Annotated in this window: 29 protein-coding genes; 13 read left to right on the top strand and 16 right to left on the bottom strand. The window is 70.7% G+C overall.

Features of this window, described 5'->3' with window-relative positions; all coding sequences use genetic code 11:
- The first annotated feature begins 12 nt into the window (after nucleotides 1-12).
- Nucleotides 13-465, top strand: a complete 453-nt coding sequence (locus tag H1W00_RS11010; RefSeq protein ID WP_181755742.1) for an OsmC family protein — start codon at nucleotides 13-15, stop codon at nucleotides 463-465.
- Nucleotides 462-848 (top strand): amino acid-binding ACT domain-containing protein, encoded by a 387-nt coding sequence (locus tag H1W00_RS11005; protein WP_181755741.1) that lies wholly within the window; start codon nucleotides 462-464, stop codon nucleotides 846-848. Before H1W00_RS11010 ends, H1W00_RS11005 begins: the two co-directional genes overlap by 4 nt.
- Here the strand turns inward: H1W00_RS11005 and H1W00_RS11000 are convergent.
- Together H1W00_RS11000 and H1W00_RS10995 are read right to left on the bottom strand one after the other, a co-directional pair.
- A complete protein-coding gene (locus H1W00_RS11000) occupies nucleotides 845-1,408 on the bottom strand; it encodes a GNAT family N-acetyltransferase (RefSeq protein ID WP_181755740.1) in 564 nt (187 codons plus the stop codon). The genes H1W00_RS11005 and H1W00_RS11000 overlap by 4 nt on opposite strands.
- On the bottom strand, nucleotides 1,405-1,809 hold the full coding sequence (locus H1W00_RS10995; RefSeq protein ID WP_206680005.1) for a VOC family protein: 405 nt from the start codon (nucleotides 1,807-1,809) through the stop codon (nucleotides 1,405-1,407). The genes H1W00_RS11000 and H1W00_RS10995 overlap by 4 nt, the downstream gene beginning before the upstream one ends.
- 19 nt (nucleotides 1,810-1,828) lie before the next feature.
- On the opposite strand from H1W00_RS10995, the gene H1W00_RS10990 reads away from it, so the two are divergent.
- Nucleotides 1,829-2,557 carry a VOC family protein gene (locus tag H1W00_RS10990; protein ID WP_181755738.1) on the top strand — a complete coding sequence of 243 codons (729 nt, stop codon included), beginning with the start codon at nucleotides 1,829-1,831 and terminating at the stop codon, nucleotides 2,555-2,557.
- On the opposite strand, the gene H1W00_RS10985 is transcribed toward H1W00_RS10990, so the two are convergent.
- From H1W00_RS10985 to H1W00_RS10970, 4 genes are all read right to left on the bottom strand, one after another.
- Nucleotides 2,540-3,397 carry an alpha/beta fold hydrolase gene (locus H1W00_RS10985; protein ID WP_206680004.1) on the bottom strand — a complete coding sequence of 286 codons (858 nt, stop codon included), beginning with the start codon at nucleotides 3,395-3,397 and terminating at the stop codon, nucleotides 2,540-2,542. The genes H1W00_RS10990 and H1W00_RS10985 overlap by 18 nt on opposite strands.
- Nucleotides 3,398-3,424: 27 nt before the next feature.
- Nucleotides 3,425-4,336: a GNAT family N-acetyltransferase gene (locus H1W00_RS10980; RefSeq protein WP_338072880.1), complete on the bottom strand. Its 912-nt coding sequence runs from the start codon at nucleotides 4,334-4,336 to the stop codon at nucleotides 3,425-3,427.
- Between the two features lie 73 nt (nucleotides 4,337-4,409).
- Nucleotides 4,410-5,612: an MFS transporter gene (locus tag H1W00_RS10975; RefSeq protein ID WP_181755737.1), complete on the bottom strand. Its 1,203-nt coding sequence runs from the start codon at nucleotides 5,610-5,612 to the stop codon at nucleotides 4,410-4,412.
- A 58-nt stretch (nucleotides 5,613-5,670) separates the two neighbouring features.
- Nucleotides 5,671-8,025, bottom strand: coding sequence for an ATP-binding cassette domain-containing protein (locus H1W00_RS10970; protein ID WP_181755736.1), 2,355 nt, complete (start codon nucleotides 8,023-8,025; stop codon nucleotides 5,671-5,673).
- Between the two features lie 153 nt (nucleotides 8,026-8,178).
- On the opposite strand from H1W00_RS10970, the gene H1W00_RS10965 reads away from it, so the two are divergent.
- Together H1W00_RS10965 and H1W00_RS10960 are read left to right on the top strand one after the other, a co-directional pair.
- A complete protein-coding gene (locus H1W00_RS10965) occupies nucleotides 8,179-8,604 on the top strand; it encodes a YciI family protein (protein WP_181755735.1) in 426 nt (141 codons plus the stop codon).
- Nucleotide 8,605: 1 nt separating this feature from the next.
- Nucleotides 8,606-9,850, top strand: a complete 1,245-nt coding sequence (locus H1W00_RS10960; RefSeq protein WP_181755734.1) for an RNA polymerase sigma factor — start codon at nucleotides 8,606-8,608, stop codon at nucleotides 9,848-9,850.
- 10 nt (nucleotides 9,851-9,860) lie between these two features.
- Here H1W00_RS10960 and H1W00_RS10955 read toward each other — a convergent pair whose 3' ends face one another.
- From H1W00_RS10955 to H1W00_RS10940, 4 genes are read right to left on the bottom strand one after another with little or no spacing between them, the layout of a single operon-like run.
- On the bottom strand, nucleotides 9,861-10,514 hold the full coding sequence (locus tag H1W00_RS10955) for a 4a-hydroxytetrahydrobiopterin dehydratase (protein ID WP_181755733.1): 654 nt from the start codon (nucleotides 10,512-10,514) through the stop codon (nucleotides 9,861-9,863).
- A 26-nt stretch (nucleotides 10,515-10,540) separates the two neighbouring features.
- Nucleotides 10,541-11,560, bottom strand: coding sequence for an LLM class flavin-dependent oxidoreductase (locus H1W00_RS10950; protein ID WP_181755732.1), 1,020 nt, complete (start codon nucleotides 11,558-11,560; stop codon nucleotides 10,541-10,543).
- Nucleotides 11,561-11,587: 27 nt separating this feature from the next.
- Nucleotides 11,588-11,812, bottom strand: a complete 225-nt coding sequence (locus H1W00_RS10945; protein WP_181755731.1) for a helix-turn-helix domain-containing protein — start codon at nucleotides 11,810-11,812, stop codon at nucleotides 11,588-11,590.
- Nucleotides 11,812-12,417 carry a DUF2975 domain-containing protein gene (locus H1W00_RS10940; RefSeq protein ID WP_181755730.1) on the bottom strand — a complete coding sequence of 202 codons (606 nt, stop codon included), beginning with the start codon at nucleotides 12,415-12,417 and terminating at the stop codon, nucleotides 11,812-11,814. Before H1W00_RS10940 ends, H1W00_RS10945 begins: the two co-directional genes overlap by 1 nt.
- A 103-nt stretch (nucleotides 12,418-12,520) precedes the next feature.
- Here H1W00_RS10940 and H1W00_RS10935 point away from each other — a divergent pair, with 103 nt between their 5' ends.
- Together H1W00_RS10935 and H1W00_RS10930 are read left to right on the top strand one after the other, a co-directional pair.
- Entirely contained in the window at nucleotides 12,521-13,039 is a 519-nt protein-coding gene (locus tag H1W00_RS10935) for a GNAT family N-acetyltransferase (RefSeq protein ID WP_181755729.1), read from the top strand.
- Nucleotides 13,040-13,053: 14 nt separating this feature from the next.
- Nucleotides 13,054-13,464 (top strand): DoxX family protein, encoded by a 411-nt coding sequence (locus tag H1W00_RS10930; protein WP_181755728.1) that lies wholly within the window; start codon nucleotides 13,054-13,056, stop codon nucleotides 13,462-13,464.
- Here the strand turns inward: H1W00_RS10930 and H1W00_RS10925 are convergent.
- From H1W00_RS10925 to H1W00_RS10915, 3 genes are read right to left on the bottom strand one after another with little or no spacing between them, the layout of a single operon-like run.
- Nucleotides 13,430-14,050, bottom strand: coding sequence for an alpha-ketoglutarate-dependent dioxygenase AlkB (locus tag H1W00_RS10925; protein WP_181755727.1), 621 nt, complete (start codon nucleotides 14,048-14,050; stop codon nucleotides 13,430-13,432). The two genes, H1W00_RS10930 and H1W00_RS10925, sit on opposite strands and share 35 nt — an antisense overlap.
- A gap of 50 nt (nucleotides 14,051-14,100) precedes the next feature.
- Nucleotides 14,101-15,243: a serine hydrolase gene (locus tag H1W00_RS10920; protein ID WP_181755726.1), complete on the bottom strand. Its 1,143-nt coding sequence runs from the start codon at nucleotides 15,241-15,243 to the stop codon at nucleotides 14,101-14,103.
- Nucleotides 15,244-15,250: 7 nt separating this feature from the next.
- The gene (locus H1W00_RS10915) at nucleotides 15,251-15,742 is read right to left on the bottom strand and encodes a phosphoribosyltransferase (RefSeq protein WP_181755725.1); all 492 of its coding nucleotides are present in this window, start codon (nucleotides 15,740-15,742) and stop codon (nucleotides 15,251-15,253) included.
- Between the two features lie 26 nt (nucleotides 15,743-15,768).
- On the opposite strand from H1W00_RS10915, the gene H1W00_RS10910 reads away from it, so the two are divergent.
- The 5 genes from H1W00_RS10910 (at nucleotide 15,769) to H1W00_RS10890 (ending at nucleotide 20,663) form a co-directional block, all read left to right on the top strand.
- Nucleotides 15,769-16,407: an MBL fold metallo-hydrolase gene (locus tag H1W00_RS10910; RefSeq protein ID WP_181755724.1), complete on the top strand. Its 639-nt coding sequence runs from the start codon at nucleotides 15,769-15,771 to the stop codon at nucleotides 16,405-16,407.
- A gap of 85 nt (nucleotides 16,408-16,492) precedes the next feature.
- Nucleotides 16,493-18,031: a UDP-N-acetylglucosamine 1-carboxyvinyltransferase gene (locus H1W00_RS10905; protein WP_181755723.1), complete on the top strand. Its 1,539-nt coding sequence runs from the start codon at nucleotides 16,493-16,495 to the stop codon at nucleotides 18,029-18,031.
- 53 nt (nucleotides 18,032-18,084) lie between these two features.
- A complete protein-coding gene (locus H1W00_RS10900; protein WP_181755722.1) occupies nucleotides 18,085-18,846 on the top strand; it encodes a glycerophosphodiester phosphodiesterase family protein in 762 nt (253 codons plus the stop codon).
- On the top strand, nucleotides 18,843-20,189 hold the full coding sequence (locus H1W00_RS10895) for an MFS transporter (RefSeq protein ID WP_181755721.1): 1,347 nt from the start codon (nucleotides 18,843-18,845) through the stop codon (nucleotides 20,187-20,189). The genes H1W00_RS10900 and H1W00_RS10895 overlap by 4 nt, the downstream gene beginning before the upstream one ends.
- 84 nt (nucleotides 20,190-20,273) lie before the next feature.
- A complete protein-coding gene (locus tag H1W00_RS10890; protein WP_181755720.1) occupies nucleotides 20,274-20,663 on the top strand; it encodes an RNA polymerase-binding protein RbpA in 390 nt (129 codons plus the stop codon).
- Here H1W00_RS10890 and H1W00_RS10885 read toward each other — a convergent pair.
- The 3 genes from H1W00_RS10885 to H1W00_RS17080 are packed head-to-tail and all read right to left on the bottom strand — an operon-like array spanning nucleotide 20,653 to nucleotide 23,902.
- On the bottom strand, nucleotides 20,653-21,396 hold the full coding sequence (locus H1W00_RS10885; RefSeq protein ID WP_181755719.1) for a polyprenol monophosphomannose synthase: 744 nt from the start codon (nucleotides 21,394-21,396) through the stop codon (nucleotides 20,653-20,655). The genes H1W00_RS10890 and H1W00_RS10885 overlap by 11 nt on opposite strands.
- Entirely contained in the window at nucleotides 21,369-22,826 is a 1,458-nt protein-coding gene (lnt, locus tag H1W00_RS10880) for an apolipoprotein N-acyltransferase (RefSeq protein ID WP_181755718.1), read from the bottom strand. Before lnt ends, H1W00_RS10885 begins: the two co-directional genes overlap by 28 nt.
- Nucleotides 22,823-23,902 (bottom strand): M24 family metallopeptidase, encoded by a 1,080-nt coding sequence (locus H1W00_RS17080; RefSeq protein ID WP_181755717.1) that lies wholly within the window; start codon nucleotides 23,900-23,902, stop codon nucleotides 22,823-22,825. Before H1W00_RS17080 ends, lnt begins: the two co-directional genes overlap by 4 nt.
- A gap of 83 nt (nucleotides 23,903-23,985) precedes the next feature.
- Here H1W00_RS17080 and H1W00_RS10870 point away from each other — a divergent pair, with 83 nt between their 5' ends.
- Nucleotides 23,986-25,533, top strand: coding sequence for a M28 family metallopeptidase (locus H1W00_RS10870; RefSeq protein ID WP_181755716.1), 1,548 nt, complete (start codon nucleotides 23,986-23,988; stop codon nucleotides 25,531-25,533).
- Nucleotides 25,534-25,585: the final 52 nt, after the last annotated feature.

The raw sequence follows: 25,585 nt of genomic DNA, 5'->3' as shown, positions 1-25,585 counted from the left end.
TACGGTCGTTCCATGTCCACTCACGAGTACTCCACGCGCCTGGCGTGGAATGGGTCCACGGGCGACGGCTACCGGGCGTACGACCGGACGCACGACGTCGAGCTCGCCGGCGGAACGCTGCCGGTGAGCGCCGATGCCTCGTTCCGCGGCGACGCCAGCATGACGAACCCCGAGCAGCTGCTGCTCGCCGCTGCCAGCTCGTGCCAGCTGCTGTCGTTCCTGGCGGTCGCCGCGCTGGCCGAGGTCGAGGTCCTGGCCTACGAGGACGACGCGACCGCCGTGATGCCGCAGGCCGCAGAGTCCATGCGCATCACCGAGGTCGTGCTGCGACCCCGGATCACGGCCCGCGACACGGACGAGGCCACCGTGGAGCGGCTGGTCGAGGCGGCGCACCGGCAGTGCTTCATCGCCAACACCCTGAACGCCACTGTCCGCATCGAGCCCACGATCGAGCTGGTCGCGTGATGCGCGACATCGCCGTCGTGGCCCGTGACGGTGCGGCGTCGCTGGAGCGCATCGGTGCGGTCCTGGGGGCCGCCGGCGTCGACCTCCTCGGCGGAGGAATGTGGGAGCGGACGGCGCACTACCTCGTCGCGGATGCTGACGCGGCCGCCCGTGCCCTGGCGGAAGCTGACATCGACGTGATCGCGGTCAGCGAGGTGCTGCTGGTCCCCCTCGAGGCCGACGTCCCCGGCGCGCTCGGACGACTCATGCGACAGCTCGACGTCGCCGGCGTCCGGCTCGACGTCCAGTACACCGATCACGACGGACGCAAGGTCCTCGTCGTCGACGATCGTTCCCGCGCCGCCCGCGCCCTGGGGCTGACCGACGGGCCCGACCCTGCCTAGCCTGCCGGCCGCTCGAAGATCGTCTCCAGCCCGTCCACGTCGTCCCACTGCTCGCCGACCTCGCGGAAGCCGTACTGGTCGAGCAGAGCCCGGGATGCGAGGTTGTCCGGAGTGACCGTCGCGCGGACGACGTGTACCCCTGGATGGGCGTTCGCGATCGTCAGCATCACCTGCAGGGCCGACCGTGCGTAGCCACGCCGGCGCCGCGCCGGATCGATCCGGTAACCGATCTCGACCATGCCGCGCTGGTCCGGCGCTCCGTGGAAGCCGGCCACGCCGACGACGTCGCCGGAGCGACCATCGACGATCAGGCGGGTCACCCACGCGTGGTCGTCGGGACTCGCGAGGAGTTGCGCACTGCGTATCTCCCAGAGCCAGAGGCAGTCGGGTCCCGTGACGTACGGACCGAGCTCCAGCTCGGCGAGCCGCTCGGCCGACTCACCGTCGCCGCGCGCGAGCGCGTCCAGCACGCGCAACGGGATCCGTACGAGGCCCACCTCCCGCGGTGACGAGCCGGGGTCAGCCCACGTCGCCTCGACCGACGTCAGGTCTCCGGTCATCCGTGGTCGACCAGGGCCGACCACAGGTGGCCGTCGGGATCGGCGAACGTACCGGTGTAGCCCCAGGGCTGCCGGGCGGCCTCGGTGACGATCTCGGCGCCCGCGGATCGCGCCCGCTCCAGCAGCGCGTCGACGTCGGACTCCGATTGCACCGACAGCGTGAACACGCACTCGTGCTGCCCCGCGGGCGCCACGGGACGGCCGCCGATCGCCCACCCGAATCCCCCGGTCGGCACCAGCATCACGCTCACCGTCTCCGACAGTGCGAGCTGCAGCGGCTCCGGGACGCCGTCGTCGGCCAGCTCGCCCGGCGCCTCGAATCCCAGGACGTCGCGGTAGAAGTCGCGCGACGTGGGACGGTCGGCGATCGGCAGCCCGATGACGATGCTGTGCGGAGTCATGAGGTCTAGCGTGGCACTCATGAGCAGTCGACTGGAAGCCCTCGTCATCGACGCCAACGAGCCGGCGCGACTCGCCACCTTCTGGGGCCAGGTCCTCGGCCGTGAGGTCGTCGACACCCACGACGAGAGGGTGCTCACGCTGCCCTCCCCCGACGCCCTCGGGTTCGCCATCGACATCCAGCCCACGCGGCATCCCAAGACCCTCCCCAACCGGATGCACTTCGACCTCACGAGCGCGTCGTTCGACGACCAGGAGGCGATGGTCGCGCGCGCCGTGGAGCTCGGCGCCCGTCACCTCGACATCGGCCAGGGCGCGGACGCCGAGCACGTCGTCCTGGAGGATCCGGAGGGCAACGAGTTCTGCGTCATCGAGCCGGGCAACAAGTTCCTCGCCGGCTGCGGCACGATCGGCGCCCTGTCGTGCGACGGCACCCGCGAGGTCGGCCTGTTCTGGCAGGCGGCCCTCGACTGGCTGCTCGTGTGGGACGAGGACGAGGAGACCGCGATCCAGTCCCCCCACGGCGGCACCAAGATCTCGTGGGGCGGTCCCCCGCTGCTGGAGAAGCCGCCCAAGAACCGCTGGCACTTCGACCTGCGCCCGACGGGCGACCAGCAGGCCGAGGTCGAGCGACTGGAGCGACTCGGCGCGACCCGCACCGACATCGGTCAGGGCACGGTGGACTGGGTCGTCATGCGCGACCCCGACGACAACGAGTTCTGCGTCCTGGCCTCAGCCAGCCGCAGGTGAGGTCGTGGCGATGAACCGGGCCAGGACGTCGGCGAAGCGGTCGGGATCGTCCAGGTGCGGGAAGTGCCCGGCGCCCTCGAACAGCTCGACCTGACAGCCCGGCACCGACTCCTGGGCCTTGATCGCGTGCCAGGCGGGAATCATCCGGTCCCTGCTCCCCCAGACCAGCAGCACCGGGATCGGGCCCACGTCCCCGAGGTGGTCGTGCGCGCTGACCGTCTGGCCGCCGGGGTCGACCACCGCGCGGGTGGTCGCGAGGAACGCCTTGCGGCTCTCCTTGTCGCCGAGCGAGGTGAAGCCGCGCCAGATCGCGCCGACGTCGGCGCCGGGCTTCCAGCCGATCCTGGCCGCCGTGCGCCCGGCGGACTCCACGCGGCCGAGCACCCAGCCGGAGGCGACGACGCTCAGCACGTGCTCGGCGCCCGGCAGGGTCGCGGCGCGCAGCAGCGGGCTCACCTCGCGGCCCAGTCCGCCACTGGCCACGAGGACGAGGCGCTCGACCCGCTCGGGGAACAGGTAGTAGAACTGCATCGCGATGCCGCCGCCGAGCGAGTGACCCACCACCGTGACGGTGTCGACACCGAGCCGGTCGAGCAGGTCACGCAGCGTCGCGGCGTGCGAGCTCAGCGAGTAGTCCCCCATCGGCTTCGCCGAGGCGCCGTGCCCGAAGAGATCCGGGACGATCACCCGCTGGGTGTCGTCCATCCGGTTCACGAGGTGCACCCAGTTGTGCTGGGAGCCCAGGATGCCGTGGATGAACAGGACCACGGGTCCGTCGCCCCGGTCGAGGTACGACAGCTCGTGGCCGTGCAGGACCATCGTCCGCGCTGAGGTGGACACGGGCAGCCTCCTGATCCTGGTCGGGTGTTACTCCACGGTAGCCCCGCCGGGGGTCTGCCGCGGCCCGACCGGCTTGACCCACCGGCTCCACTCCCCCTGCGGCGCATAGCCTGCCGCGCGCCAGACCGCGGCCCCTGCCTCGTTCCCGTCCAGGACCATCGCGTCGAGTCGGGTCGCGCCGAGATCGAGAAGTCGCTCCTCGGCGTGCCGCAGCAGCTGCCGCGCGATGCCCCGTCCCCTCACGTCCCTTCCGACCGCGAGTCGGTAGAGATGCGCCCGCCAGCCGTCCCAGCCCGCGATCACGGTGCCGACGATCCGGTCATCGACATCGGCCACGATCACCGCCGCGGGATCGCGCGCGAGCAGCCGTTCCACCGCGACCTCGGAGTCCTGCGGCCGCGACGCGTTCTCCGCCGATCCGGACCAGAACTCCAGCAGCTCCCCCACGTCGGCAGGTCGTGCGTGACGCAGCACGAGGTCGCCGTCGACGATCGTCAGCGGGTGCTCGGCGAACGTCGGGGCGTCGAAACCCTCCAGTTGAGCTCGCACGACCTCGTCGGTGAGCCGGTAGTCGTCCGGACCGGTGTCCCGCCGCTGACGGACGCGGTCCAGCGCTGTCGACATGTCGACCGGCAGGTGGACGGTCTCGGCCACGGCACCGAGGTCCGCGGCGAGCCCGCGGTAGGCGTCCCGCAGCTCGCGCGTCGCGAATGAGAGGTCGACCACGACGTCACGGCCGGCGCGCACTGCCTCGGCGAGGCGGGCCTCCAGCTCGTCCTCGATCCCGGGCAACAGATCCGGCGGCGCCGGCAGCGTCCTCACGCCGCGACGCCACGTTTCGACGTCGAAGCACAGCCGAACCCAGCCGTCGGTCTCGAGGCGGCGGGCGTACGTGGACTTGCCCGACCCGGCCGCGCCGCACAGCAGGATCACGGCCACGGGCGTCGGGTCCTGTCTGCCGGAAACATGACGAGGGGTAGGCGTTCGCCCTCCCTCCTCAACGTACCGCTCGTCAGTCGGTCGAGCCGAACTTGCGCAGCACCGCGGCCAGCGCCGAGAGCGTCACGACGACCCCGCCGTAGACCATCGCGGTGGGCGTGAGGCCGAACTCGCCGACCGCGAACCCGGCGATGACCGCCGGGACGCCGAAGGCGACGTAGCTCGCCACGAAGACGGCGGCGAACAGCTCGCCCCGGCGCTCAGGCGGCGCCAACGGCGTGACCGAGCGCATGATGCCCATGAAGGAGGCCCCGAAGCCCGTGCCCGCGAACACGGCGGCCGCGAGGAACCAGGGCAGGCTGCCGGCAGCCAGGGCCACGAGGGTGAGGGCCGTGCCGACCGCCAGGGTGGTGGTGCCGTAGAGCGTGATGCGGCGGCCGGTCCACCCACGGGCGACGAAGCACATCGCGGCGCCCGCGCCGTTGATCGCGGTGATGGCCAGACCCTGCATGACGTGGCTGTCGCCGCCGAGCTCCTGGGCGACCAAGGGGGCTCCGAGCGAGAGGTAGAAGCCGCTCGTGGCCCACCCCGCGATGAGGGCGGGAAGCGCACGGAGGAAGGCGGCGCGGGCCTCGGGAGGCACGCCGACGTTGGGTCGGAGCGAGGCCCAGACACCCGTTCGCCGGGCCGACGTCTCGGGCGCCACCCACACCAGGAGCGCCATCAGCACGAACACGCCGGTGAGCACGCCGAAGATCGCGGTGAACGGGTCCTCGTCCACGTACTCGAGGACGAGACCGGCGATCAGGCCTCCCGCGGCCAGTCCGGCCAGCGGCGTGACCGAGTTCGCGATCGCACCCCAGCCGGGCCGGCTGACGGGCTCGAGGTCGACGACCGCCGCGGACATCGAGGACATCAGGAGGCCGGCGCCGAATCCCTGCACGACGCGGGCGGTGATGAGCAGGCCGACGGTCTCGGCCTGCCAGAATGCGGTCATGCTGACCGCCAGGACGAGAAGTCCGGCGGTCATGACCGGCCGCCGGCCGAGGTGGTCGGACAGGGATCCGGTGAGCAGGAGCGTCACCAGCATCGACACGGCGTAGACCGCGAAGATCAGCGTCATCGTCACCGAGGAGAAGCCGATGCGCTCCTGCAGCACCGGGTAGAACGGCGAGGGAGCGCTCGCGCCGATCAGGAAGACCGTCAGCGCCACCAGGACGACGACGAAGCCCACCTGGCGGCGGACGCGGGTCCGTTCGGTGGGAAGCGCTCGCATGATGAGGCCGAGTGTAGGACAGGTCACACCTGGCCCCAGCAGCCCCACCTCCGGACGATCAGGAGCCGACGTAGGCCGCCAGGTGCTCGCCGGTGAGCGTGGGGCGCTGGGCCACGAGGTCGGCCGGCGTGCCCTCGAAGACGACCCGGCCACCGTCGTGACCGGCGCCCGGACCCAGATCGATGATCCAGTCGGCGTGCGCCATCACGGCCTGGTGGTGCTCGATCACGATGACCGACTTGCCCGCCTCGACGAGGCGGTCGAGCAGGCCGAGCAGCTGCTGGACATCGGCGAGGTGCAGGCCGGAGGTGGGCTCGTCGAGGACGTAGGTGCCGCCCTTCTCCCCCATGTGCGTGGCCAGCTTGATCCGCTGGCGCTCGCCACCGGACAGGGTCGACAGCGGCTGGCCCAGTGTGAGGTAGCCCAGGCCCACGTCCTCGAGGCGGGCGAGGATCCTCGCGGCGGCGGCGACGTTGACGCCGTCCTTGGCGAAGAACGCGTGCGCCTCGGCCACCGGCATCGCCAGCACCTCGCTGATGTCGCGCCCGCCCAGCTTGTACTCGAGCACGGCGGCGTCGAAGCGACGGCCCTCGCACACCTCGCACGGCGACTCGACGGTGGCCAGGATGCCCAGATCGGTGAAGACGACTCCGACGCCGTTGCAGTTCGGGCAGGCTCCCTCGGAGTTGGCCGAGAAGAGCGCCGGCTTGACCCCGTTCTCCTTCGCGAACGCCTTGCGGATCGGGTCGAGCAGGCCGGTGTAGGTGGCGGGATTGCTGCGTCGCGAGCCACGGATCGCGCCCTGGTCGATCGCGACGACGTCGTCGTTCCTGGCGACCGAGCCGTGGATGAGCGAGCTCTTGCCCGATCCGGCGACGCCCGTGACGACCACGAGGACGCCGAGCGGGATGTCGACGTCGACGTCCTGCAGGTTGTGCGAGTTCGCGCCGCGCACCTCGAGCTGGCCCGTGGGGGTGCGCACCGAGTCCTTGAGGGAGGCCCGGTCGTCGATGTGGCGCCCCGTGACGGTGTCGCTCGCGCGCAGGCCGTCGAAGGTGCCCTCGAACATGATCTGCCCGCCGCCGCTGCCGGCCGCGGGACCGAGGTCGACGACGTGGTCGGCGATCGCGATGGCCTCGGGCTTGTGCTCGACCACCAGGACGGTGTTGCCCTTGTCGCGCAGCTGCAGCAGCAGCTCGTTCATCCGGTCGATGTCGTGCGGGTGCAGCCCCACCGTGGGCTCGTCGAACACGTACGTCACGTCGGTGAGCGACGATCCGAGGTGTCGGATCATCTTGGTGCGCTGGGCCTCGCCGCCGGACAACGTGCCCGCCGGCCGGTCGAGCGACAGGTAGCCCAGGCCGATCTGGACGAACGAGTCGAGCGTGTCGCCCAGCACCGACAGCAGCGGCGCCACCGACGGCTCGCCGAGCTCGCGCACCCAGGCCGCGAGGTCGGTGATCTGCATGGCGCAGGCGTCGGCGATGCTGAGGCCCTTGATCTTGGAGGACCGCGCGCCCTCGTTCAGGCGCGTGCCGTCGCACTCGGGACACGTCTGGAACGTGATCGCCCGGTCGACGAACGCGCGGATGTGCGGCTGCATCGCCTCACGGTCCTTCGACAGCATCGACTTCTGGATCTTCGGGATGAGCCCCTCGAACGTGATGTTGACGCCCTCGACCTTGATCTTGGTCGGCTCCTTGTAGAGCAGGGCGTCGAGCTGTTTCTTCGTGAAGTCCTTGATCGGCTTGTCTCCGGGGAAGAAGTCGCCGTTGCGGTAGATCCGGCCGTACCAGCCCTCCATCGAGTAGCCCGGGATCGTCAGCGCGCCCTCGGCGAGCGACTTCGTCTCGTCGTAGAGGGCGGTGAGGTCGAAGTCCGACACCGCTCCCCTGCCCTCGCACCGCGGGCACATGCCGCCGGTGATCGAGAACTCACGACGCTCCTTCACCGTGCGGCCGCCGGTCTCGAACGAGACGGCGCCCGCGCCGCTGACGGACGCCACGTTGAAGGAGAACGCCTGGGGCGAGCCGACGTGGGGCTCACCGAGGCGGCTGAACAGGATCCGGAGCATCGCGTTCGCGTCGGTGGCCGTGCCGACCGTGGAGCGCGGATCGGAGCCCATGCGCTCCTGGTCGACGAGGATCGCGGTGGTGAGACCGTCGAGGACGTCGACGTCGGGACGGGCCATCGTGGGCATGAAGCCCTGCACGAACGAGCTGTAGGTCTCGTTGATGAGGCGCTGGGACTCCGCGGCGATGGTGCCGAACACCAAGGAGCTCTTGCCCGAGCCCGAGACGCCGGTGAACACCGTGAGGCGCCGTTTCGGCAGCTCGACGCTGACGTCCTTGAGGTTGTTGACCCTGGCGCCGTGGACGCGGATCAGGTCGTGCGTGTCGGCCGGATGACTCATGCGAAAGGTCCTCTCCTGTTCCCTCGCAGAACCTATACCGTGGCCCGGACGAGATTCGACGAACTTTCTTCGTGGAGGCTGTCGATCTCGGCCGACGCCGTTCGACGTCACGGTGAGAGGACGCAAGGTGCGTCCGACGAGAGGACCGGAATCATGAAGAAGTACATGCTGATCATGCGCACCAACGACGAGGCCCTCGCGGCGTCGAAGGAGATGGACTTCGAGGAGATCATCAACGCGATGGGCGCGTACAACGAGGCGCTCATGAACGCGGGCGTGATGGCCGGGGGCGACGGCCTCTCCGACCCGTCGGAGGGCTTCGTGGTGGACTTCTCCGCCGAGGAGCCGATCGTCACGGACGGTCCCTACGGCGAGACGCACGAGCTGTTCAACGGCTTCTGGGTCCTGCAGGTCGCCTCGCGCGAGGAGGCCGTCGAGTGGGCCAAGCGCTGCCCGCTGGGCCCCGGGTCGAAGCTGGAGGTGCGTCGCATCACCGACGAGTCCGACTTCGAGGACTTCGCCGACAACGAGTACGTGCAGAAGGAGGCCGGCTGGCGCGAGCAGCTCGGCAACGCCTGACATGGACGATCTCGCCGCGACCCTCGATGCCGTCTGGCGCATCGAGGGCCCGCGGGTCGTCGCCACCCTGGCTCGCGTGACCGGCGATCTCTCCGAGGCCGAGGACCTGGCCCAGGACGCCGTCGCCGAGGCGCTGCGCGTCTGGCCCGAGTCGGGCGTGCCCCGCAACCCCGGCGCGTGGCTCACCACGGTGGCCCGGCGCCGGGCAGTCGACGGCTGGCGGCGCAGGGCGGCGCTCGACGAGCGTCATCGGACGATGGCCCACCAGCTCGACCAGGAGGACGACGCGGCGTGGGAGCCGATCGAGGACGACCTGCTGCGCCTCGTCTTCACCGCCTGTCACCCCGTGCTCGCCCGGGAGGCCCAGGTCGCGCTGACCCTGCGCGTCGTGGCCGGACTCTCCACCACGGAGATCGCGCGCCTGCTGCTGTCCACCGTCCCGGCGGTCCAGCAGCGCATCGTCCGCGCCAAGCGGACCCTCAGCGAGGCCCGCGTGCCGTTCGAGGTGCCCGACCACACCGAGTGGTCCACCCGGCTCTCGGCGGTGCTCACCGTGATCTACCTGCTCTACACCGAGGGCTACGCCGCGAGCGCCGGCGACCGCTGGGTCCGCCGCGACCTCGCCCAGGAGGCGCTGCGCCTCGGCCGCGTCGTCAGCCGTCTGCTGCCCCGCGAGCCCGAGATCCACGGGCTGGTCGCGCTGATGGAGCTGCAGTCGTCGCGCTTTGCAGCTCGCACGGACCGCCACGGGGACCCGGTGACGCTGGCCCACCAGGACCGCCGGCTCTGGGACCGGTCGCAGATCGCCCGCGGCGTCGAGGCGCTCGAGCGGGTCGACGGCCTGGGTCGCGGCCGGGGCCCCTACGCGCTGCAGGCCGCCATCGCCGCGTGCCACGCCACGGCGCCGTCGTTCGCCGCCACGGACTGGGAGCGGATCCTGGTGCTCTACGACGCGCTCGCCGCGCTCGTCCCTGGACCCGTCGTCCGGCTCAACCGCGCCGCGGCGCTCTCGATGACCGAGGGCGGCCTGGAGCCCGCGCTGGCCGAGATCGACCGGATCGACGCCGAGGGCACGCTCGCGCGCAGCCACCTCGTCGCCAGCACGCGCGCCGATCTGCTGCTGAGGCTCGGCCGCACCGCCGAGGCACGCGGCCAGTTCATCGCGGCGGCCGAGCTCGCGGGCAACGACCTCGAGCGGGCCTGGCTGCAGGCGCGCGCGGCGTCGCTGGAGTTCGGCTCCTCCTGATCAGGTCCCGTCAACCACGGTCCATCACGGTGCAGAGGCAGGCCTTGTTGCCCTCGACGTCCTCCAGCACGACGAAGGACGGCGACTCGGAGTCGTCGAAGACGCGCCCGCCCGCGGCCACGCCGGCCTCGATCCGGGACGGCAGCTGGCCCACCGGGATCCAGACGTCGAGGTGGAAGCACATCGGCGGGACCTCGGTGCGCTCCTCGGTGGGCTGGAACCACAGCAGCGGCACCTGGCCCGTGTCGTCGGTGACCTGCTCGCCGTCGTAGGCGTTCGCGTCGCCGGTCAGCATCGCGGCCCAGAACGGGCCGATCGCGTCCTTGTCCTGGGCGTTGAGCGCGATCTCGACGGTGGTCAGGCGCGCCGGATCGGACTCGAACCCCCGCTCCCCCGCCAGGTCGCTGATCGTGCGCGCGAGGTCGAGGTCGCGGTCGGTGATCCCGCCGGAGTCGTGACTGATCAGCGTGATGTCGACGTGCGTGTAGGTGAGCTTCACGTCCGGGTGGTGGTTCGCCGCCTCGGCCGCGGCACCGATGTCCACGACGAACTCCAGGCCCTGCGCGAAGTCGCCGGTGCGGAACCGGGCGTGCAGGCTGTGGACGAGGGGGCGCCAGTCATCCAGGCCGGCGGCGATGATCGTCGGGACGTCGAGCGTGCTCATGAGGACAGCATCGACCCGGGTCGCGATCAGCGCCAGCCCAGTGCGGGAGCCACGTGCGTCAGCAGGCTCTCGATCACGTGGGCGTTGTAGTCCACCCCGAGCTGGTTCGGGACGGTGAGCAGCAGCGTGTCGGCGGCCGCGATCGCCTCGTCCTCGGCGAGCTCCTTCACCAGCACGTCGGGCTCGGCCGCGTAGGAGCGCCCGAAGCGCGCCGAGCCGCCGTCGAGGAAGCCGACCTGGTCGGTGCTGCGCGACTCGTGCCCGAAGTAGGCCCGGTCGCGGTCGGACACCAGCGGGAAGATGCTGCGGCTGACCGAGACGCGGGGCTCGCGCTCGTGACCGGCCGCCTTCCACGCGTCGCGGAAGCGCTGGATCTGCTCGGCCTGGAGCTGGTGGAACGGCACGCCCGTGTCCTCGGTGAGCAGCGTCGAGCTCATCAGGTTCATGCCCTGCTCGGCGGTCCACTCGGCGGTCGCGCGCGAGCCGGCGCCCCACCAGATGCGGTCGCGCAGCCCCGGCGAGTGCGGCTCCAACGGGAGCGGGCCCGGAGGGTTCGGGAACATCGGCCGCGGGTTCGGCTCGGCGAAGCCTTCCCCCTTGAGCACCTCCATGAGCACCTGCGTGTGGCCGCGGGCCATGTCGGCGTCGCTCATGCCCTCGGGCGGCTCGAAGCCGAAGTACCGGTAGCCGGCGACGACCTGCTCCGGTGATCCCCGGCTGATGCCCAGCTGGAGCCTGCCGCCGGAGATGAGGTCGGCGGCGGCGGCGTTCTCGGCGAAGTACAGCGGGTTCTCGTACCGCATGTCGATGACGCCGGTGCCCAGCTCGATGCGGCTCGTGCGCGCGGCCGCGGCGGCGAGCAGCGGGAAGGGCGAGGCCAGCTGGCGGGCGAAGTGGTGCACGCGGAAGTAGGCACCGTCGGCGCCCAGCTCCTCGGCTGCGACGGCGAGGTCGATCGACTGCAGGAGCGTGTCCCGGGCCGAGCGGGTCGCCGACTGGGGCGAGTCTGACCAGTGTCCGAACGACAGGAAGCCGATGTTCTTCATGTCGGGGTCAACGCTGCGCGGCGCCAATCATTCCGCGATGACGAGCAGGTCCCCGATCTCGCAGTCGAGAGCCTCACAGATCGCGGTGAGGGTGGTGAACCGGATCGCGCGGGCGCGGTCGTTCTTCAGCACCGACAGATTGACCACCGTGACGCCGACGATCTCGGCCAGCCGCGTGAGGGTCATCCCCCGGTCCGCCAGCAGCTCGTCGAGCCGGCAGTGCACCCGGTGCTCGTCGTCCTCCGGTGGCATCAGACCAGACCCTCCGCGTCCCGCTGCATCCGCTCCCCCGCGTGGAACGCCGCGGCCAGGCTGCCCACGATGATCGCGATGAAGAGGTACATCAGGGAGAACTGCATCGTCACGGAGACGTCGGCCGCCTCGGGCGAGACCGTGGCCAGCGCTCCGTTGCTGGCCATGGTCCTGGCCAGGGAGCTCAGCATCCAGCCACCGACGATCAGCAATGACGTCGCGGTGACCAGTCGGGTGTTGGTCCGGCTGAAGAACACGCTCCCGGCGAGGTTGCGGCACAGCCAGGAGATGCACACCATGACGCCGATGACGGCCAGGGCCGGGACGACCACGGCGGCGATCGCCGAGACGTAGCTGGCCGGTGCCAGGTCCGAGACGCGGATCGTGGCATGGTCCAGGTCGACGCGCACGGGCTCCGACAACCCGGTGATCGCGATCGCCTGCTGCTGGCTCTCGAAGTAGACCTCGACCGGGACGTCGCGATTCGGCAGGATCTCCACGACCCGGCGCGCCGCGTCGATCGCCGTGCCCACGATGACCGCGGCCGCGAGGGCCACGGCGAGCCACAGGTCCGAACGGGTGGCGGTGCCGAAGGGCGCTTTCATGGAAGACCTCGCTTCATATCGTTTGTCGATGTTATCGAAACACGATATGGGAGTCGCGTCAAACCTCCGACGCCCCCCGGCCCGTGCCTGCCATGATTTCGCCATGGCCGTCACCCGACTCGTCGCCACGACCGACGCCGAGGCGCTCGCCGACGTCCTGCGCCGCAATCGCCGCGCCATGGCCGCGCTGGAGCCGAAGCGTCCCGAGGTCTACTTCACCGAGAAGGGACAGCGCGCGATCATCCAGGACGCGCTCCGCCGGTACGAGGAGGGCGTGTCGTTCCCCCGGGTGATCCTCGGCCCCGACGACTCCGTGGTGGGCCGGGTCAACCTCAACGAGATCGTCCGCGGCCCCTCGATGAAGGGCGTGCTGGGCTACTACGTCGACGAGGCGCACCAGGGCCAGGGGCTGGCCAGCGCCGCCGTCGACGAGATCGTGCAGCTGGCGTTCGTGCGGCTCGGCCTGCACCGGATCGAGGCCGGCACGCGCCTGGACAACCACTCCAGCCAGCGCGTCCTGGAGAAGAATGGCTTCGTGCGCTTCGGTGTGGCGCGCGACTACCTGCGCCTGGCGGGGACGTGGCACGACCACGTCCTCTACGAGCGCATCTTCGGCGACTGACCTAGCGTCGGGGCATGAAGACGATCGGCCGGATCCTGCTCGGCGGCATGCTGGCGTTCGCCGGCATCGGCCACCTGACCTTCGCCCGCGACGAGTTCGACGCGCAGGTGCCGAACAGCATCCCCCTCGACGAGGAGTTCGTGGTCGTGGTGTCCGGCGTCGTGGAGATCGCCCTGGGCGCCGCGCTGATGGCGGTCCCCCGGCACCGCCGGGTGATCGGGCTGGTGGCCGCCGCGTTCTTCGTCGCCGTCTTCCCGGGCAACGTCTCGCAGTACCTGAACGGCGTGGACGCCTTCGGTCTCGACAGCGACCGGGCCCGTCTGGCCCGGCTGTTCTTCCAGCCGGTGCTCGTGGTGTGGGCGCTGTGGTCGACCGACGCGCTCGAGCTGGTCAGAGAACGCCGGCGACGCGGAACTGCACGCTGATCCTGGGTCCCACGGCACGCGCGGTCTTGAGGATCGCGTGCTCCCACGTGCGCTGACAGCTGCCGCCCATGACCGAGAGGTCGCCGTGGCCGAGGCTGAAACCGGTCTGCGGGCCTCCCCCGGCGGGCCGGAGGCTGAGCTTGCGCTCGGCACCGAGGGACAGGATGGCCACCATCGTGTCCTCGGTGCGGCTGCGGCCGATGCGGTCGCCGTGCCAGGCGACCGAGTCGTTCCCGTCGCGGTAGAAGCACAGGCCGGCCGTCACGAAGGGCTCGCCGAGCTCGTCCGCGTAGTGCGCGGACAGTGCGTCGCGCGCCTCCTCCAGCGCGGGATGGGGCAGCGGGCGCCGGGGGCCGTAGAAGCAGAGCAGCCGGGGAACGTCGACGACGCGCTCGTACATCTCACGCCGCTCCTCGCGCCAGGGCACCTCCGTGCGCAGCGTCTCGAACAGCTCGTCCGAGCCGCTCACCCATCCGGGCAGCGTGTCGACCCAGGCACCGTCGGACAGTGGGTGGCGCTGCACGCGATCGGGCGGGCCGACACGCACGCCCGCGTCACCGTCGAGCAGGGATCCTTGGAACCACATGCCTCCACATTACGCGGTTTTCCCGAACACGTGTTCCACTCGGCAGCGTGTCACGCGTGCACGGCGCCCCAGAACGCCTCGAGGTACTCCGGAGGCTCCGGCGTGCCCAGGCCCTGCCTCGTGAGCAGGACGCCTCCGACGCCCGACACCGGATCGACCCACAGGCTGGTGCCGGTGCCGCCGTCCCAGCCGAAGCGGCCCGCGTGCGGGCCGGGGTACCGCGAGCCGAGGTCCACACCCACCCCGAGCCCCCAGGTGAGGTTCGGCTCGAGGAACTCCCGGGCCATGGCGCGAGCCGGCTCGACCACGGAGTCGGTGGTGAGCGCCGCGAACGACGCCCGCGAGATGACCCGTCCCCGAGGCCCGCGGCCCTCGCGCAGGAGCATCTGCGCGAACTTCGCCAGGTCGCCGGCGCTCGAGAGCAGCCCGGTGGCGCCCGACCGGAACACCGGGACGTTCATGAGCCTCGGGTCGCCGGTGGGAGCCACCTCCACGAAGTCGCCCCGCCGGTTCGGGAACCAGGCCGACGGCACCCGGTCGACGTCGTTCATCGGCACCGCGTAGCCCGTGTGGTCCATGTCGAGGGGCGCGAAGACCTTGTCCCGCAGCAGGAGATCGAGCCGCCGCCGGGTGGCCCTCTCGATGAGCACCGTGAGGACGTCGTAGGAGTACTGGTACATCCAGCCCTCCCCCGGCTGGTGCGCCATCGGCAGCGCGCCCGCCAGCTCGGCCCAGCGGTCCGGGCGCACCACGGGAGGCTCCCAGCCCGAACCGAGCTCGCGCGCGTCGAACTCCCGCGCGAGGGGGTCGTCCGGCGCCGCCTTCATGTCCCAGCCGAGCCCGGATCCCATCGCCAGGACGTCTCGCACGGTGGTCGGCCGAGCGGCCGGCACGGTGTCGGTGAGGGCCCCTCCGCGCTCCCGCAGGACGCGACGGTCCGCGAACTCCGGCAGCCAGGCGTCGATCGCGTCGTCGAGGGCGAAGACGCCCTCGTCCACGAGCCGCAGGGCCAGCACGCCGACGATCGGCTTCGTGATCGAGGCGATGCGGAAGATCGTGTCGTGGCCGAGCGGTCCCGCGGACCCGATCTGGACGGTCTGGCGCGGGCCGGAGATCGTGGCCCAGACGAGGCCGGGCACGGCCATCCGCGTGGCGACGTCGCGCATGGTCCCGGCGACGCGGTCGAGGCTCACCAGCGCCTCAGGCGTCCAGCACGCCGGTGCGCGACGTGATGACGGGCTCGCTCGACCACGGGAAGTTGATCCACTTGTCGGTGCGTCTCCAGGCGTAGTCGGGCGCGAGGATCGTGCGCGGCTTCTCGTAGATGACCGCCGAGCGCACCTCCCCTGCATGCTCCGAGCAGACGCGCGCCACGAGCTCGAGGGTCTTCCCGCTGTCCGCCACGTCGTCGACCACCAGCACGGACAGGTCGTTCAGCTCGGCGAGGTCGAGGAAGGGCGGCAGCAGCGTGGGCTCGTCGCGCGTGGTGCCGACCCCGGTGTAGAACTCGACGTTCATCGTGAACAGGTTCTTGCAGTCCAGCGCGTAGGCCACGGAGCCGGCCGGGATCAGCCCGCCGCGGGCGATGCCCAGGACGATGTCGGGCGCGAAGCCGGAGTCGGCCACCGACTGCGCCAGCTCGCGGACCGCCGTGCCGTAGGTGTGCCAGGTCAGGATCTCGCGGTCGTCCATGCGCCCATCGTGGCACGATGACGGACATGGACGTCACCCGTTTCGGGCACGCCGCCGTCCTCGTCGAGGCCGCCGGGACCCGCATCCTCATCGACCCGGGCGCCTTCAGCGTCCCGGCCACCTTCGCGCTGACGGACCTCGACGCCGTCGTCGTCACGCACCAGCACGCCGACCACGTCGACCGCGACCGGATCGGCGATCTCGTCGCGGCGAACCCGCGGGCGAGGCTGCTGGCCGAGCCGGAGACGGCCGCCGAGCTGGACGGCTTCGAGCCCACGGGCGCCGATGTGCCCTTCGAGGTCGGCGGGCTCACCCTCACCGGCGTGGGCTCGCGTCACGCCGAGATCCTGCCCGCGCTCCCCCGGGTCGGGAACGTCGGCGTCCTCGTCGCGGCCGAGGGCGAGCCGACGCTGTTCCATCCCGGCGACACGTACGAGTACCGACCGAGCGGCGTCGACATCCTCGCGCTCCCGCTGTCGGCGCCGTGGGCGAAGGTCAGTGAGACCGTGGAGTTCCTGCGCGCGGTGGCGCCACGCACCGCCTTCCCCATCCACGACTGCACGATCTCCGAGGTCGCGTACGGGATCTACTGGACCCACGTGGAGGGCCACGGAGGCGTCGCCGACCTCCAGCGGCTCCCCCAGGACGGCGCCCTGACGCGCTGATCGGCGCGGTGTCGACACTCACACCGTGTCGACACTCACCTTGGCCAGACTGGCTTTATCTCACAACTGATATACGCTGGAGCATATGACCCAGAGCGACTCCTACCTCGCCCGGATCGGCACCCTGATCCGCGACGCGCGCCAGCACTCCGGCCTCACCCAGGCACAGCTGGCCACCGAGCTGAAGACCAGCCAGAGTGCCATCAACCGCATCGAGAAGGGCCAGCAGAACCTCACGCTGGACACCTTGGCCCGCATCGGGTCGGCCCTCGACTCCGAGCTCGTGAGCGTCGCGCCGGTCGCCGGCCCGAGCCACCTGCGCGTCAAGGGCGGCACCACCCTCTCGGGCAGCATCGACGTGAAGTCGAGCAAGAACGCCGGCGTCGCGCTGCTGTGCGCGGCCCTGCTGAACACCGGCACCACCGTGCTGCGCAAGGTCGCCCGCATCGAGGAGGTCAACCGCCTGCTCGAGGTGCTGGAGTCGATCGGCGTCCGCACCACCTGGCTCAACGAGCAGAACGACCTCCAGCTCGTCGTCCCCGAGCGCCTCGACCTCGCCCGGATGGACGCCGACGCGGCCCGTCGCACCCGCAGCATCATCATGTTCCTCGGCCCGCTGATGCACCGGGTCGACGAGTTCGAGCTCCCCTACGCGGGCGGCTGCGACCTCGGTACCCGCACCGTCGAGCCGCACATGACCGCCCTACGGCCGTTCGGTCTCAAGGTCCTGGCCACCGAGGGCAGCTACCACGCCTCCGCCGCACGTGGCGTCTCCCCGGAGCGGCCGATCGTGCTCACCGAGCGCGGTGACACCGTCACCGAGAACGCTTTGCTGGCCGCGGCGCGCTACGAGGGCACCACCGTCATCCGCAACGCCAGCCCGAACTACATGGTCCAGGACCTGTGCTTCTTCCTGGAGCGGCTCGGCGTCCAGATCGAGGGCATCGGCACCACCACGCTGCGCGTCACCGGCAAGCGCGACATCCGCGGCGACGTCGAGTACGCGCCCAGCGAGGACCCGATCGAGGCGATGAGCCTGATCACCGCGGCAATCGTCACCGGCTCGGAGATCACCGTGCGGCGCGTGCCGATCGAGTTCATGGAGATCGAACTCGCCCTGCTCGAGGAGATGGGCTTCGCCTACGACCGCTCCGCCGAGTACCTCGCCGAGAACGGCCAGACGCGGCTCGTCGACATCACGACCTACCCGTCCACGCTGCGGGCCCCGATCGACAAGATCCACCCGATGCCGTTCCCCGGCCTCAACATCGACAACCTGCCCTTCTTCGCCGTCATCGCGGCGACCGCCGAGGGCCAGACGATGCTGCACGACTGGGTCTACGAGAACCGCGCGATCTACCTGACCGAGCTGAACAAGCTCGGCGGCAAGGTCAAGCTGCTCGACCCGCACCGCGTGCTGATCGACGGACCCACCCACTGGAGCGGTGCCGAGCTGGTGTGCCCGCCCGCGCTGCGACCCGCGGTGGTCATCCTCATCGCGATGCTCGCCGCCAAGGGCACGTCGGTGCTGCGGAGCGTCTACGTCATCAACCGCGGCTACGAGGACCTGGCGCTGCGACTCAACGCCCTCGGCGCCGAGATCGAGACCTTCCGCGACATCTGACGGGTTGCGCGCACCTGCCTCCTCCACCGTCACAGGTGCCCTAGGTTGGTCGCGTGAGGACACCGCCGTACCTCGAGCCGGCCCCGCCGATCGCCTTCGCGCACCGCGGGGGCGCCACCGTCGAGGAGAACCTCGGGATCGAGAACTCGCTCGCCGCGTTCACCCACGCCTACGACCTCGGCTACCGCTACATGGAGACCGACGTGCGCTGCAGCCGCGACGGTGTCGTGTACGCGTGCCACGACGCGAAGCTCGACCGGCTGCTCGGCCGGGACACCGCGCTCGCCGACCTGACGTCGGCCGAGATCGACGAGGCCCTGCTCGGCGACCGTGAGCCGATCGTGCGGCTGCAGACCCTCGTCGAGGCGCTCCCCGAGGCGCGCTGGAACATCGACGTCAAGGCCGACGACGCGGTGGACGCCACCACGGACCTCGTCGAGCGGCTCGGCATCCTCGACCGCATCTGCCTCGCGTCCTTCTCGCACGCCCGTCTCGTGCGGATGCGGGCGCGGCTCCCCCACGTCGTCACGTCGGCGTCCTCGCGGGAGGTCGCCCAGATGGTGCTCACGGGGCGCGTCCCGGCGGCCCCGCTGATCTTCCAGGTGCCGGTCCGCCACGGCCGTGCCCGCGTAATGACACCGCGATTCCTGCGCCGGGCCCACCGCGCCGGCAAGTTCGTGCACGTGTGGACGGTCGACGAGCCCGCCGAGATGCACCGACTCGCCGACCTCGGCGTCGACGGGATCATGACCGACCGCACCGACCTGCTCAGGCAGGTGCTCCAGGAGCGCGGCCAGTGGAAGGAGCCCGCATGAGCGACGAGATCGTGGCCACCCGGCGCGACCGGGGTCGTGTCGTCGCCTGGGGGCTCTGGGACTGGGGCTCGGCGGCGTTCAACGCGGTGATCGTCACCTTCATCTTCTCGGTCTACCTGGTCGACGGCGTCGGCGACGACGTCCCCGGTCCCTTCCGGGCGGCCACCTGGCTCGGACTGTCGAGCGCGGCCGGGGCCGTGCTGATCGCCGTGATCGCGCCCGCGCTCGGCCGCCGGACCGATGCCGGCGGCGCGCGCAAGAAGAGCCTCTTCTGGCTCACCCTCGCGGTCGTCGTCATCACCGCGTCGCTGTTCTTCGTCGAGAACGACTGGCACTTCCTGTGGCTCGGCCTCACGCTCATGGCCGCGGGCTCGGTGATCTTCGAGCTCACCCAGGTCCCGTACTTCGCGATGATGCGCCAGGTGTCCACGCCGGACGACGTCGGGCGGGTCTCCGGATTCGGCTGGGCCTTGGGGTACTTCGGCGGCATCGTCCTGCTGCTCATCTGCTACTTCGGCTTCGTCACCGGCGACGGCGACACCCGCGGGATCTTCGGCGTCTCGTCGGAGAACGGGCTGAACATCCGCGTCATCGCCCTCGTCGCTGCCGTGTGGTTCCTGGTCTTCGCCATCCCGCTGTTCCTGAAGGTCCCCGAGCTGCCCGCCACCGCGAACGAGGACTCCCCCAAGGTCGGCATCCTCGACTCCTACCGCGGAATCTGGAACGACGTGACCACCATGTGGCGCGACGACCGCGACACCCTGAAGTTCCTCATCGCCAGCGCCTTCTTCCGCGACGGCCTGGCCGGGGTGTTCGCGTACGGCGCCGTGCTCGCGGTGTCCGTGTACGGCATCACGAAGGACGACGTGATCCTGTTCGGCGTCGCCGCCAACGTCATCTCCGCGGCCGGCGCCCTGCTCGCGGGACGCTACGACGACCGCATCGGGCCGCGCGCGGTGATCGTGTTCTCGCTCGCCTCGATGCTCGTGTGCGGCGTCATCCTGCTGTTCGTCGAGGGTCCCCGGATGTTCTGGATCTTCGGTCTCGGCCTGTGCCTGTTCGTCGGCCCCGCCCAGTCGGCCTCGCGCACCTACCTGACCCGCATCACCGTGCCGGGCCGCGAAGGCCAGAACTTCGGGCTGTACGCGATGACCGGCCGTGCCGTGTCGTTCATGGCTCCGCTGGCGTTCGCGCTGACGATCTGGGCCGGCAACCTCCTGCTGGGCACCACCACCGACCGCTGGGGGATCTTCGGCATCATGATCATCCTGGCCGTGGGTCTGGCCCTGCTGCTGCGGGTGCCCGCACACATCGAGGACCGTGCGAGGAGCCTCACGCGCTGACGGGTCGAAACCTCGCTCTCAGGGGAATCTCACGGATCTGGCGTACGTTGGAATGGACGGACACCACCTGAAGGGGGACCGACCATGGCAGAACGAGCCCTGCGCGGAGCGCGGCTGGGAGCCCAGAGCTTCGAGGACGAGCGCGGAGTCGAGATGGCACCGCGGCAGCAGATCGAATACGTGTGCGCCGACGGCCACACGTTCACGGTGACGATGTCGGAAGAGGCCGAGGTTCCGGCCGAGTGGGAAGACCCGAAGACCGGCCAGATGGGACGTCGCGTCGGCGGCGCCGAGCCGGACCGCAAGGAGGAGAAGCCCGTGCGCACGCACTGGGACATGCTCCTCGAGCGGCGTTCGGAAGAAGAGCTGGAGGAGATCCTCACCGAGCGGCTGGAGATGCTGCGCGGTGGCGAGATCGGCCCGCCGCACCTGCACCGCAAGAGCAAGTCGCGGAAGAAGTCCGTCAGCGCCTGAACGGATTCATCCGCTGGAGGCCCCACACGGTGACCCGTGTGAGGGCCTCTTTCACGATGTCGAGGCTCATCTTCGACTGACCGTGCACCCGCTCGACGAAGGTGATGGGCACCTCGGCGACCTCGAGCCCGGCTAGACGGGTCTGACGGGTCATGTCGATCTGGAAGCAGTAGCCCTGCGACTCCACGGCGTCGAGGTCGATCGCTTCGAGCGTCTCGCGGCGGAAGGCCCGGAAGCCGGCGGTGGCGTCCCTGACGCCGAGGTCGAGCATCAGTCGGGCGTACAGCGACGCCCCGCGCGAGAGGGCCTCGCGACGCTTGGGCCAGTTCACCACCGAGCCGCCGGGCACCCAGCGCGAGCCGAGCGTGAGCGGCGCACCGGCGCGCGCCGAGTCGAGCAGCTTGCCGAGGTCCTCGGGACGGTGGGAGCCGTCGGCGTCCATCTCCACGAGGACGTCGTAGTCACGCTCGAGGCCCCACGCGAACCCGGCACGGTAGGCGGCGCCGAGGCCCTCCTTGCCCTGCCGGTGCAGGACGTGCACGCGGGGGTCGGCCTCGGCCAGCTTGTCGGCGATCTCACCGGTGCCGTCGGGCGAGTTGTCGTCGGCGACCAGGATCTCGACCTCGGGCTGCTGCTCCAGGACCCGGTCGGTGATCCAGCCGACGTTGTCCGCCTCGTTGTAGGTCGGGATGATGACCAGCGTCTTCACGGCCGCTCCGTTCGTAACTTCCATTTACCGAGGGCCCATCCTGCCACGGACATGACGTAGATCACCATGGTCCATCCAGATCCCCGGCGCGTGGCGGGCGTCGTGCCGTGCGCGGCCTGCACCTCGGCGACCACGGTGGCGGGCTCCTTGACCGGCGCCCTGCCCTCCACGCGGCCGTGAGGATCGACGATCCCCGAGATGCCGTTGGTGGACGCGACGGTCACCCAGCGTCCCGTCTCGATCGCGCGCAGGCGGGAGATCGCCCACTGCTGCTGCGGCTGCACGCCGCGCCCGAAGTCCATGAAGCTGGCGTTGCTGGTCTGCACGGCCAGCACCTCGGCGCCGAGGTCGACGGCGCCGTGCACCGCGCCGTCGTAGGCGATGTCCCAGCAGATCGTCAGCCCGATCGTGAGGCCGTCGAGCGTCATCGCGCCCGCCTCGTCGCCGGCCACGATGTCGCGCGGGATGTCGCGGTCGAACCGCGGCACGAGCGAGCCCAGCTGGGCGCGGAACGGCACGTACTCGCCGTACGGCACCGGGTACTGCTTCAGGTACAGGTCGTCCCTCGGGCCGTTCTCGTCGACCAGGACCGACGCGTTGTAGGCGGTGTCGTCGGTGGGCCCGTCGAGGATCGCGCCCACCAGGATCGGCGCGCCGAGCCGCCGCGACAGCGCGATGACCTCCTCGCGGGCGTACTCGTTGGAGCGGACGTCGAGGTCGGACCCGTTCTCCGGCCAGATGACCACGTCGACCGGCTGGTCGATCCGCTCGGTCTCGGCCACCTGGAGGCGGAAGATCGCCGCGCGGGGCCACTGCAGGAAGGGCCCCGGGGTGTTGCCCTGGACGACCGCCAAGGTCTTGGTCTCTCCCCCGTCGGCGATGCCGATGGGCAGCACCGCGCCGATGGCCGGGATCGCGATCGCGGCCACCAGCACGAGGGCGCGTCGCTCGGTGACAGCGACCACGAGCAGTCCGGCCAGCAGGGCCATCAGCCACGACGTGGCGGGCAGGGCGACGAGCCGCACCCAGCCCTCGAGCGGCGTGTCGATGGCGGTGTGCGCGAGGCGCCCCCACGGGAACCCGCTCAGCGGGAACGCGCCGCGGACCTGCTCGCCCGCGGTCCACACCGCCGCCGCCCAGACGGGCCAGTACGGCGCCCAGACGGCCACACGCAAGACCCACGTGATCAGGGCCAGGAAGAGCGCCTCGATCGCCACGAGGGTCACCCAGGCCCACGGGTCCACGGCGTTCATCCACCAGATCAGCGGCCCCATGAACGCCAGGCCGAACACGAACCCGACCGCCAGCACCCGGCCCACCGAGTCGTCGCGCAGCGTGCGCACGAGGTACAGGTACCCGGCGACGGTGACCACCATCAGGCCCGGGAGCGCGAGCGGCTCGAAGGCCGCCGCCGACGCGACGCCGAGGAGGGCGGCCGCGAGGAGCCGTCTCACAGCCGGACGAGATCGCGCGAAGTGTCGTTGAGGACCTCGATGCCGTCCTCGGTGCAGACCACGATGTCCTCGATGCGGGCACCCCACTGGCCCTCGACGTAGATCCCCGGCTCGATGGAGAACGCCATCCCGGGCTCGAGCTCGAGGGTGTTCCCCTCGACGATGTAGGGCTCCTCGTGGGTCTCCTGGCCGATGCCGTGGCCGGTGCGGTGGATGAACAGGTGGCCGTAGCCCGCGTCCGCGATGACCTGGCGACCGACGGCGTCGACGGACTCGGCGGTGACGCCCGGACGCGCGTACTCGCGCTGGACCTGCTGGGCGCGCTGGAGCACCGCGAGCATCGCGATGTAGCCCGGGTCGGGCTCGCCGCCGGCGACGTAGTTGCGGGTGGAGTCCGAGCAGTAGCCGGCGGCGGTGGTGCCACCGATGTCGACCACCACCGGCTCGCCCGCCCCGATGACCCGGTCGGGGACCTCGTGGTGGGGCGACGCGCCGTTCGGGCCCGAGCCGACGATCACGAAGTCGACCTGCTCGTGACCCTCCTCGACGATGGCGCGCGCGATGTCGGCCCCGACCTCGCGCTCGGTGCGGCCGGGACGCAGCCACTCCCCCATGCGGGAATGGACGCGGTCGATCGCGGCACCGGCCTCGCGCAGCGCGTCGACCTCCGCGGGCTCCTTGACGGTGCGCAGCGCGGACACCAGCTCGCCGCCGAGCACGAACCCGGACTCGGGCAGCGCCTCCTGGAGGGCGAACACGCGCGAGGCCCACATCTGGTCGTCGACCGCCACCACGTCGGGCGACCCGAGCAGCTCGGCCACGAGCGCGTACGGGTCGTCGGTCTCGGACCAGGTGACGATCGGCATGCTCACGCCCGCGGCCTCGGCGGCCGCACGCTCGAGGCCGGGCACCACGAGGTGGGAGCCCAGCTGGGTCACCACGAGGCAGGTCAGACGTTCCAGGGGCTTGGCGGCATAGCCGGTCAGGTAACGCAGGTCGGCCCCCGGGGTCACGAGGAGGGCGTCGATGCCCTGGTGTCCGGCGAGCAGGCGGGCGCGGTCGAGGCGTTCAGTCACAGCACGAGGTTACCTAGCGCTCCCGACGATCCTGTGTGAACGTAGGGCCTATCTGCTCCACACCCTTAAGGATCGGGGGATCCATGAAGAAGGCAGTCATCGCCGCATCCGCGGCCATCCTCACGGCAGGACTCGTCACCGCGTCACCCGCAGTGGCCAAGTCCGGCCCGACGGCACCCCAAGGTCAGGCCACCAAGCTGACCAAGGCGGTCACCGTCAACGGCATTCTGAAGCACCTCCGCCAGTTCCAGGCCATCGCGAACGCGAACGGCGGGAACCGGGCGTCCGGCCTCCCCGGCTACGACGCCTCGGCCGCCCACGTGGCGCGCGAGCTGAAGAAGGCCGGCTACGACGTCACGGTCCAGGAGTTCACGTTCCCGTTCTTCCAGGAGCTCACTCCCGCGACGCTCACCGTGGGCGGGGAGTCGATCGAGACCTCCGTGTTCACGTACTCCTCGAGCGGCAGCGTGACCGGACCGATCATCCCGACCAACGACGTCCAGATCCCACCGGGCCCCGAGGCGGGGAGCAGCAACTCGGGCTGTGAGGCGGCCGACTTCGATCCGGCTCCGGCCGAGGACGCGATCGCGCTCGTCCAGCGCGGCACGTGCGACTTCGCCGTGAAGGTCGACAACGCCGTGGCCGCGGGCTACGACGCGGTGCTCGTCTTCAACGAGGGCCAGCCGGGCCGGACCGACGTGGTCGCCGGCACCCTCGGCACGCCGAAGACCGTCCCCGTGTCGGGCCTCAGCTTCGAGCAGGGCGCGGAGTTCGTCGCGGCCGGCACCCCCACGGGCACGCTGACCACCGACGTCGAGTCCGACCTCGAGCGGAGCACCTACAACGTGATCGCGGACGTGCCGCAGTCGGTGCTGAAGAAGATCAAGAACCCGGACCAGGTCGTCGTCGTCGGTGCACACATCGACAGCGTGGCCGAGGGGCCGGGCATCAACGACAACGGCTCCGGCTCAGCCACGACCCTCGAGATCGCCAAGCAGCTGAGCAGCACCGGCGTCTACAAGGGACTCCAGCGTCCTGTTCGCTTCGCCTTCTGGGGTGCGGAAGAACTGAGCCTGCTCGGCGCGGAGCACTACGTCGCCAACCTCCCCGAGGACGAGCTGTCGCGGATCTACGCCAACCTGAACTTCGACATGATCGGCTCGCCGAACTACGCGCGGTTCGTGTACGACGGCGATGGGTCCGACTCGGATCCCGGCCCGGCCGGGTCCGGTGAGATCGAGAAGGTCTTCACGGACTACTTCGACAGCAAGGGTCTGGCCAGCGAGCCCACGGCCTTCGACGGACGGTCGGACTACGGCCCGTTCATCGCGGTCGGCATCCCGGCCGGTGGCCTGTTCACCGGTGCTGAAGGGGTCAAGACGCCCGAGCAGGTCGCGCTCTACGGCGGCACCGCCGGCGTGGCGTACGACAAGTGCTACCACCAGGCGTGTGACGACATGACGAACGTCAACGTCAACGCGTTGAACGAGATGGGCGACGCCGCGGCCTTCGCGGTGGCGACGCTCGGACTCTCCAAGGCCGGTCTCTACCCCGACGGCAGCCGCAAGGCGGCCAAGCAGGGTCAGGCCAAGGTCCGCGGAAAGGTGCCCGGCACCCTCGCTCAGCGCTGATCACCACGTGTCGTCCCCGTCACCGGTCCCGGTGGCGGGGACGACGCACGTT

The sequence above is a fragment of the Aeromicrobium phoceense genome, from assembly GCF_013868155.1.
GTDB lineage: Bacteria > Actinomycetota > Actinomycetes > Propionibacteriales > Nocardioidaceae > Aeromicrobium > Aeromicrobium phoceense.
The sequence above is the reverse complement of the archived record's forward strand: the minus strand, read 5'-3'. Positions and strand labels throughout refer to the sequence as shown.

Coding starts and splice junctions, on each gene's coding strand:
- H1W00_RS10925 (WP_181755727.1), bottom strand. CDS start 14,050: ATGTGGTTCCAAGGATCCCTGCTCGACGGTGACGCGGGCGTGCGTGTC.
- H1W00_RS10870 (WP_181755716.1), top strand. CDS start 23,986: ATGAAGAAGGCAGTCATCGCCGCATCCGCGGCCATCCTCACGGCAGGA.
- H1W00_RS10975 (WP_181755737.1), bottom strand. CDS start 5,612: ATGCGAGCGCTTCCCACCGAACGGACCCGCGTCCGCCGCCAGGTGGGC.
- H1W00_RS10890 (WP_181755720.1), top strand. CDS start 20,274: ATGGCAGAACGAGCCCTGCGCGGAGCGCGGCTGGGAGCCCAGAGCTTC.
- H1W00_RS10950 (WP_181755732.1), bottom strand. CDS start 11,560: ATGAAGAACATCGGCTTCCTGTCGTTCGGACACTGGTCAGACTCGCCC.
- H1W00_RS10995 (WP_206680005.1), bottom strand. CDS start 1,809: ATGACTCCGCACAGCATCGTCATCGGGCTGCCGATCGCCGACCGTCCC.
- H1W00_RS10885 (WP_181755719.1), bottom strand. CDS start 21,396: ATGGAAGTTACGAACGGAGCGGCCGTGAAGACGCTGGTCATCATCCCG.
- H1W00_RS11000 (WP_181755740.1), bottom strand. CDS start 1,408: ATGACCGGAGACCTGACGTCGGTCGAGGCGACGTGGGCTGACCCCGGC.
- H1W00_RS10965 (WP_181755735.1), top strand. CDS start 8,179: ATGAAGAAGTACATGCTGATCATGCGCACCAACGACGAGGCCCTCGCG.
- H1W00_RS10895 (WP_181755721.1), top strand. CDS start 18,843: ATGAGCGACGAGATCGTGGCCACCCGGCGCGACCGGGGTCGTGTCGTC.
- H1W00_RS10915 (WP_181755725.1), bottom strand. CDS start 15,742: ATGGACGACCGCGAGATCCTGACCTGGCACACCTACGGCACGGCGGTC.
- H1W00_RS10905 (WP_181755723.1), top strand. CDS start 16,493: ATGACCCAGAGCGACTCCTACCTCGCCCGGATCGGCACCCTGATCCGC.
- H1W00_RS10910 (WP_181755724.1), top strand. CDS start 15,769: ATGGACGTCACCCGTTTCGGGCACGCCGCCGTCCTCGTCGAGGCCGCC.
- H1W00_RS10940 (WP_181755730.1), bottom strand. CDS start 12,417: ATGAAAGCGCCCTTCGGCACCGCCACCCGTTCGGACCTGTGGCTCGCC.
- H1W00_RS11010 (WP_181755742.1), top strand. CDS start 13: ATGTCCACTCACGAGTACTCCACGCGCCTGGCGTGGAATGGGTCCACG.
- H1W00_RS10970 (WP_181755736.1), bottom strand. CDS start 8,025: ATGAGTCATCCGGCCGACACGCACGACCTGATCCGCGTCCACGGCGCC.
- H1W00_RS10935 (WP_181755729.1), top strand. CDS start 12,521: ATGGCCGTCACCCGACTCGTCGCCACGACCGACGCCGAGGCGCTCGCC.
- H1W00_RS10960 (WP_181755734.1), top strand. CDS start 8,606: ATGGACGATCTCGCCGCGACCCTCGATGCCGTCTGGCGCATCGAGGGC.
- H1W00_RS10930 (WP_181755728.1), top strand. CDS start 13,054: ATGAAGACGATCGGCCGGATCCTGCTCGGCGGCATGCTGGCGTTCGCC.
- H1W00_RS10945 (WP_181755731.1), bottom strand. CDS start 11,812: ATGCCACCGGAGGACGACGAGCACCGGGTGCACTGCCGGCTCGACGAG.
- H1W00_RS10955 (WP_181755733.1), bottom strand. CDS start 10,514: ATGAGCACGCTCGACGTCCCGACGATCATCGCCGCCGGCCTGGATGAC.
- H1W00_RS10990 (WP_181755738.1), top strand. CDS start 1,829: ATGAGCAGTCGACTGGAAGCCCTCGTCATCGACGCCAACGAGCCGGCG.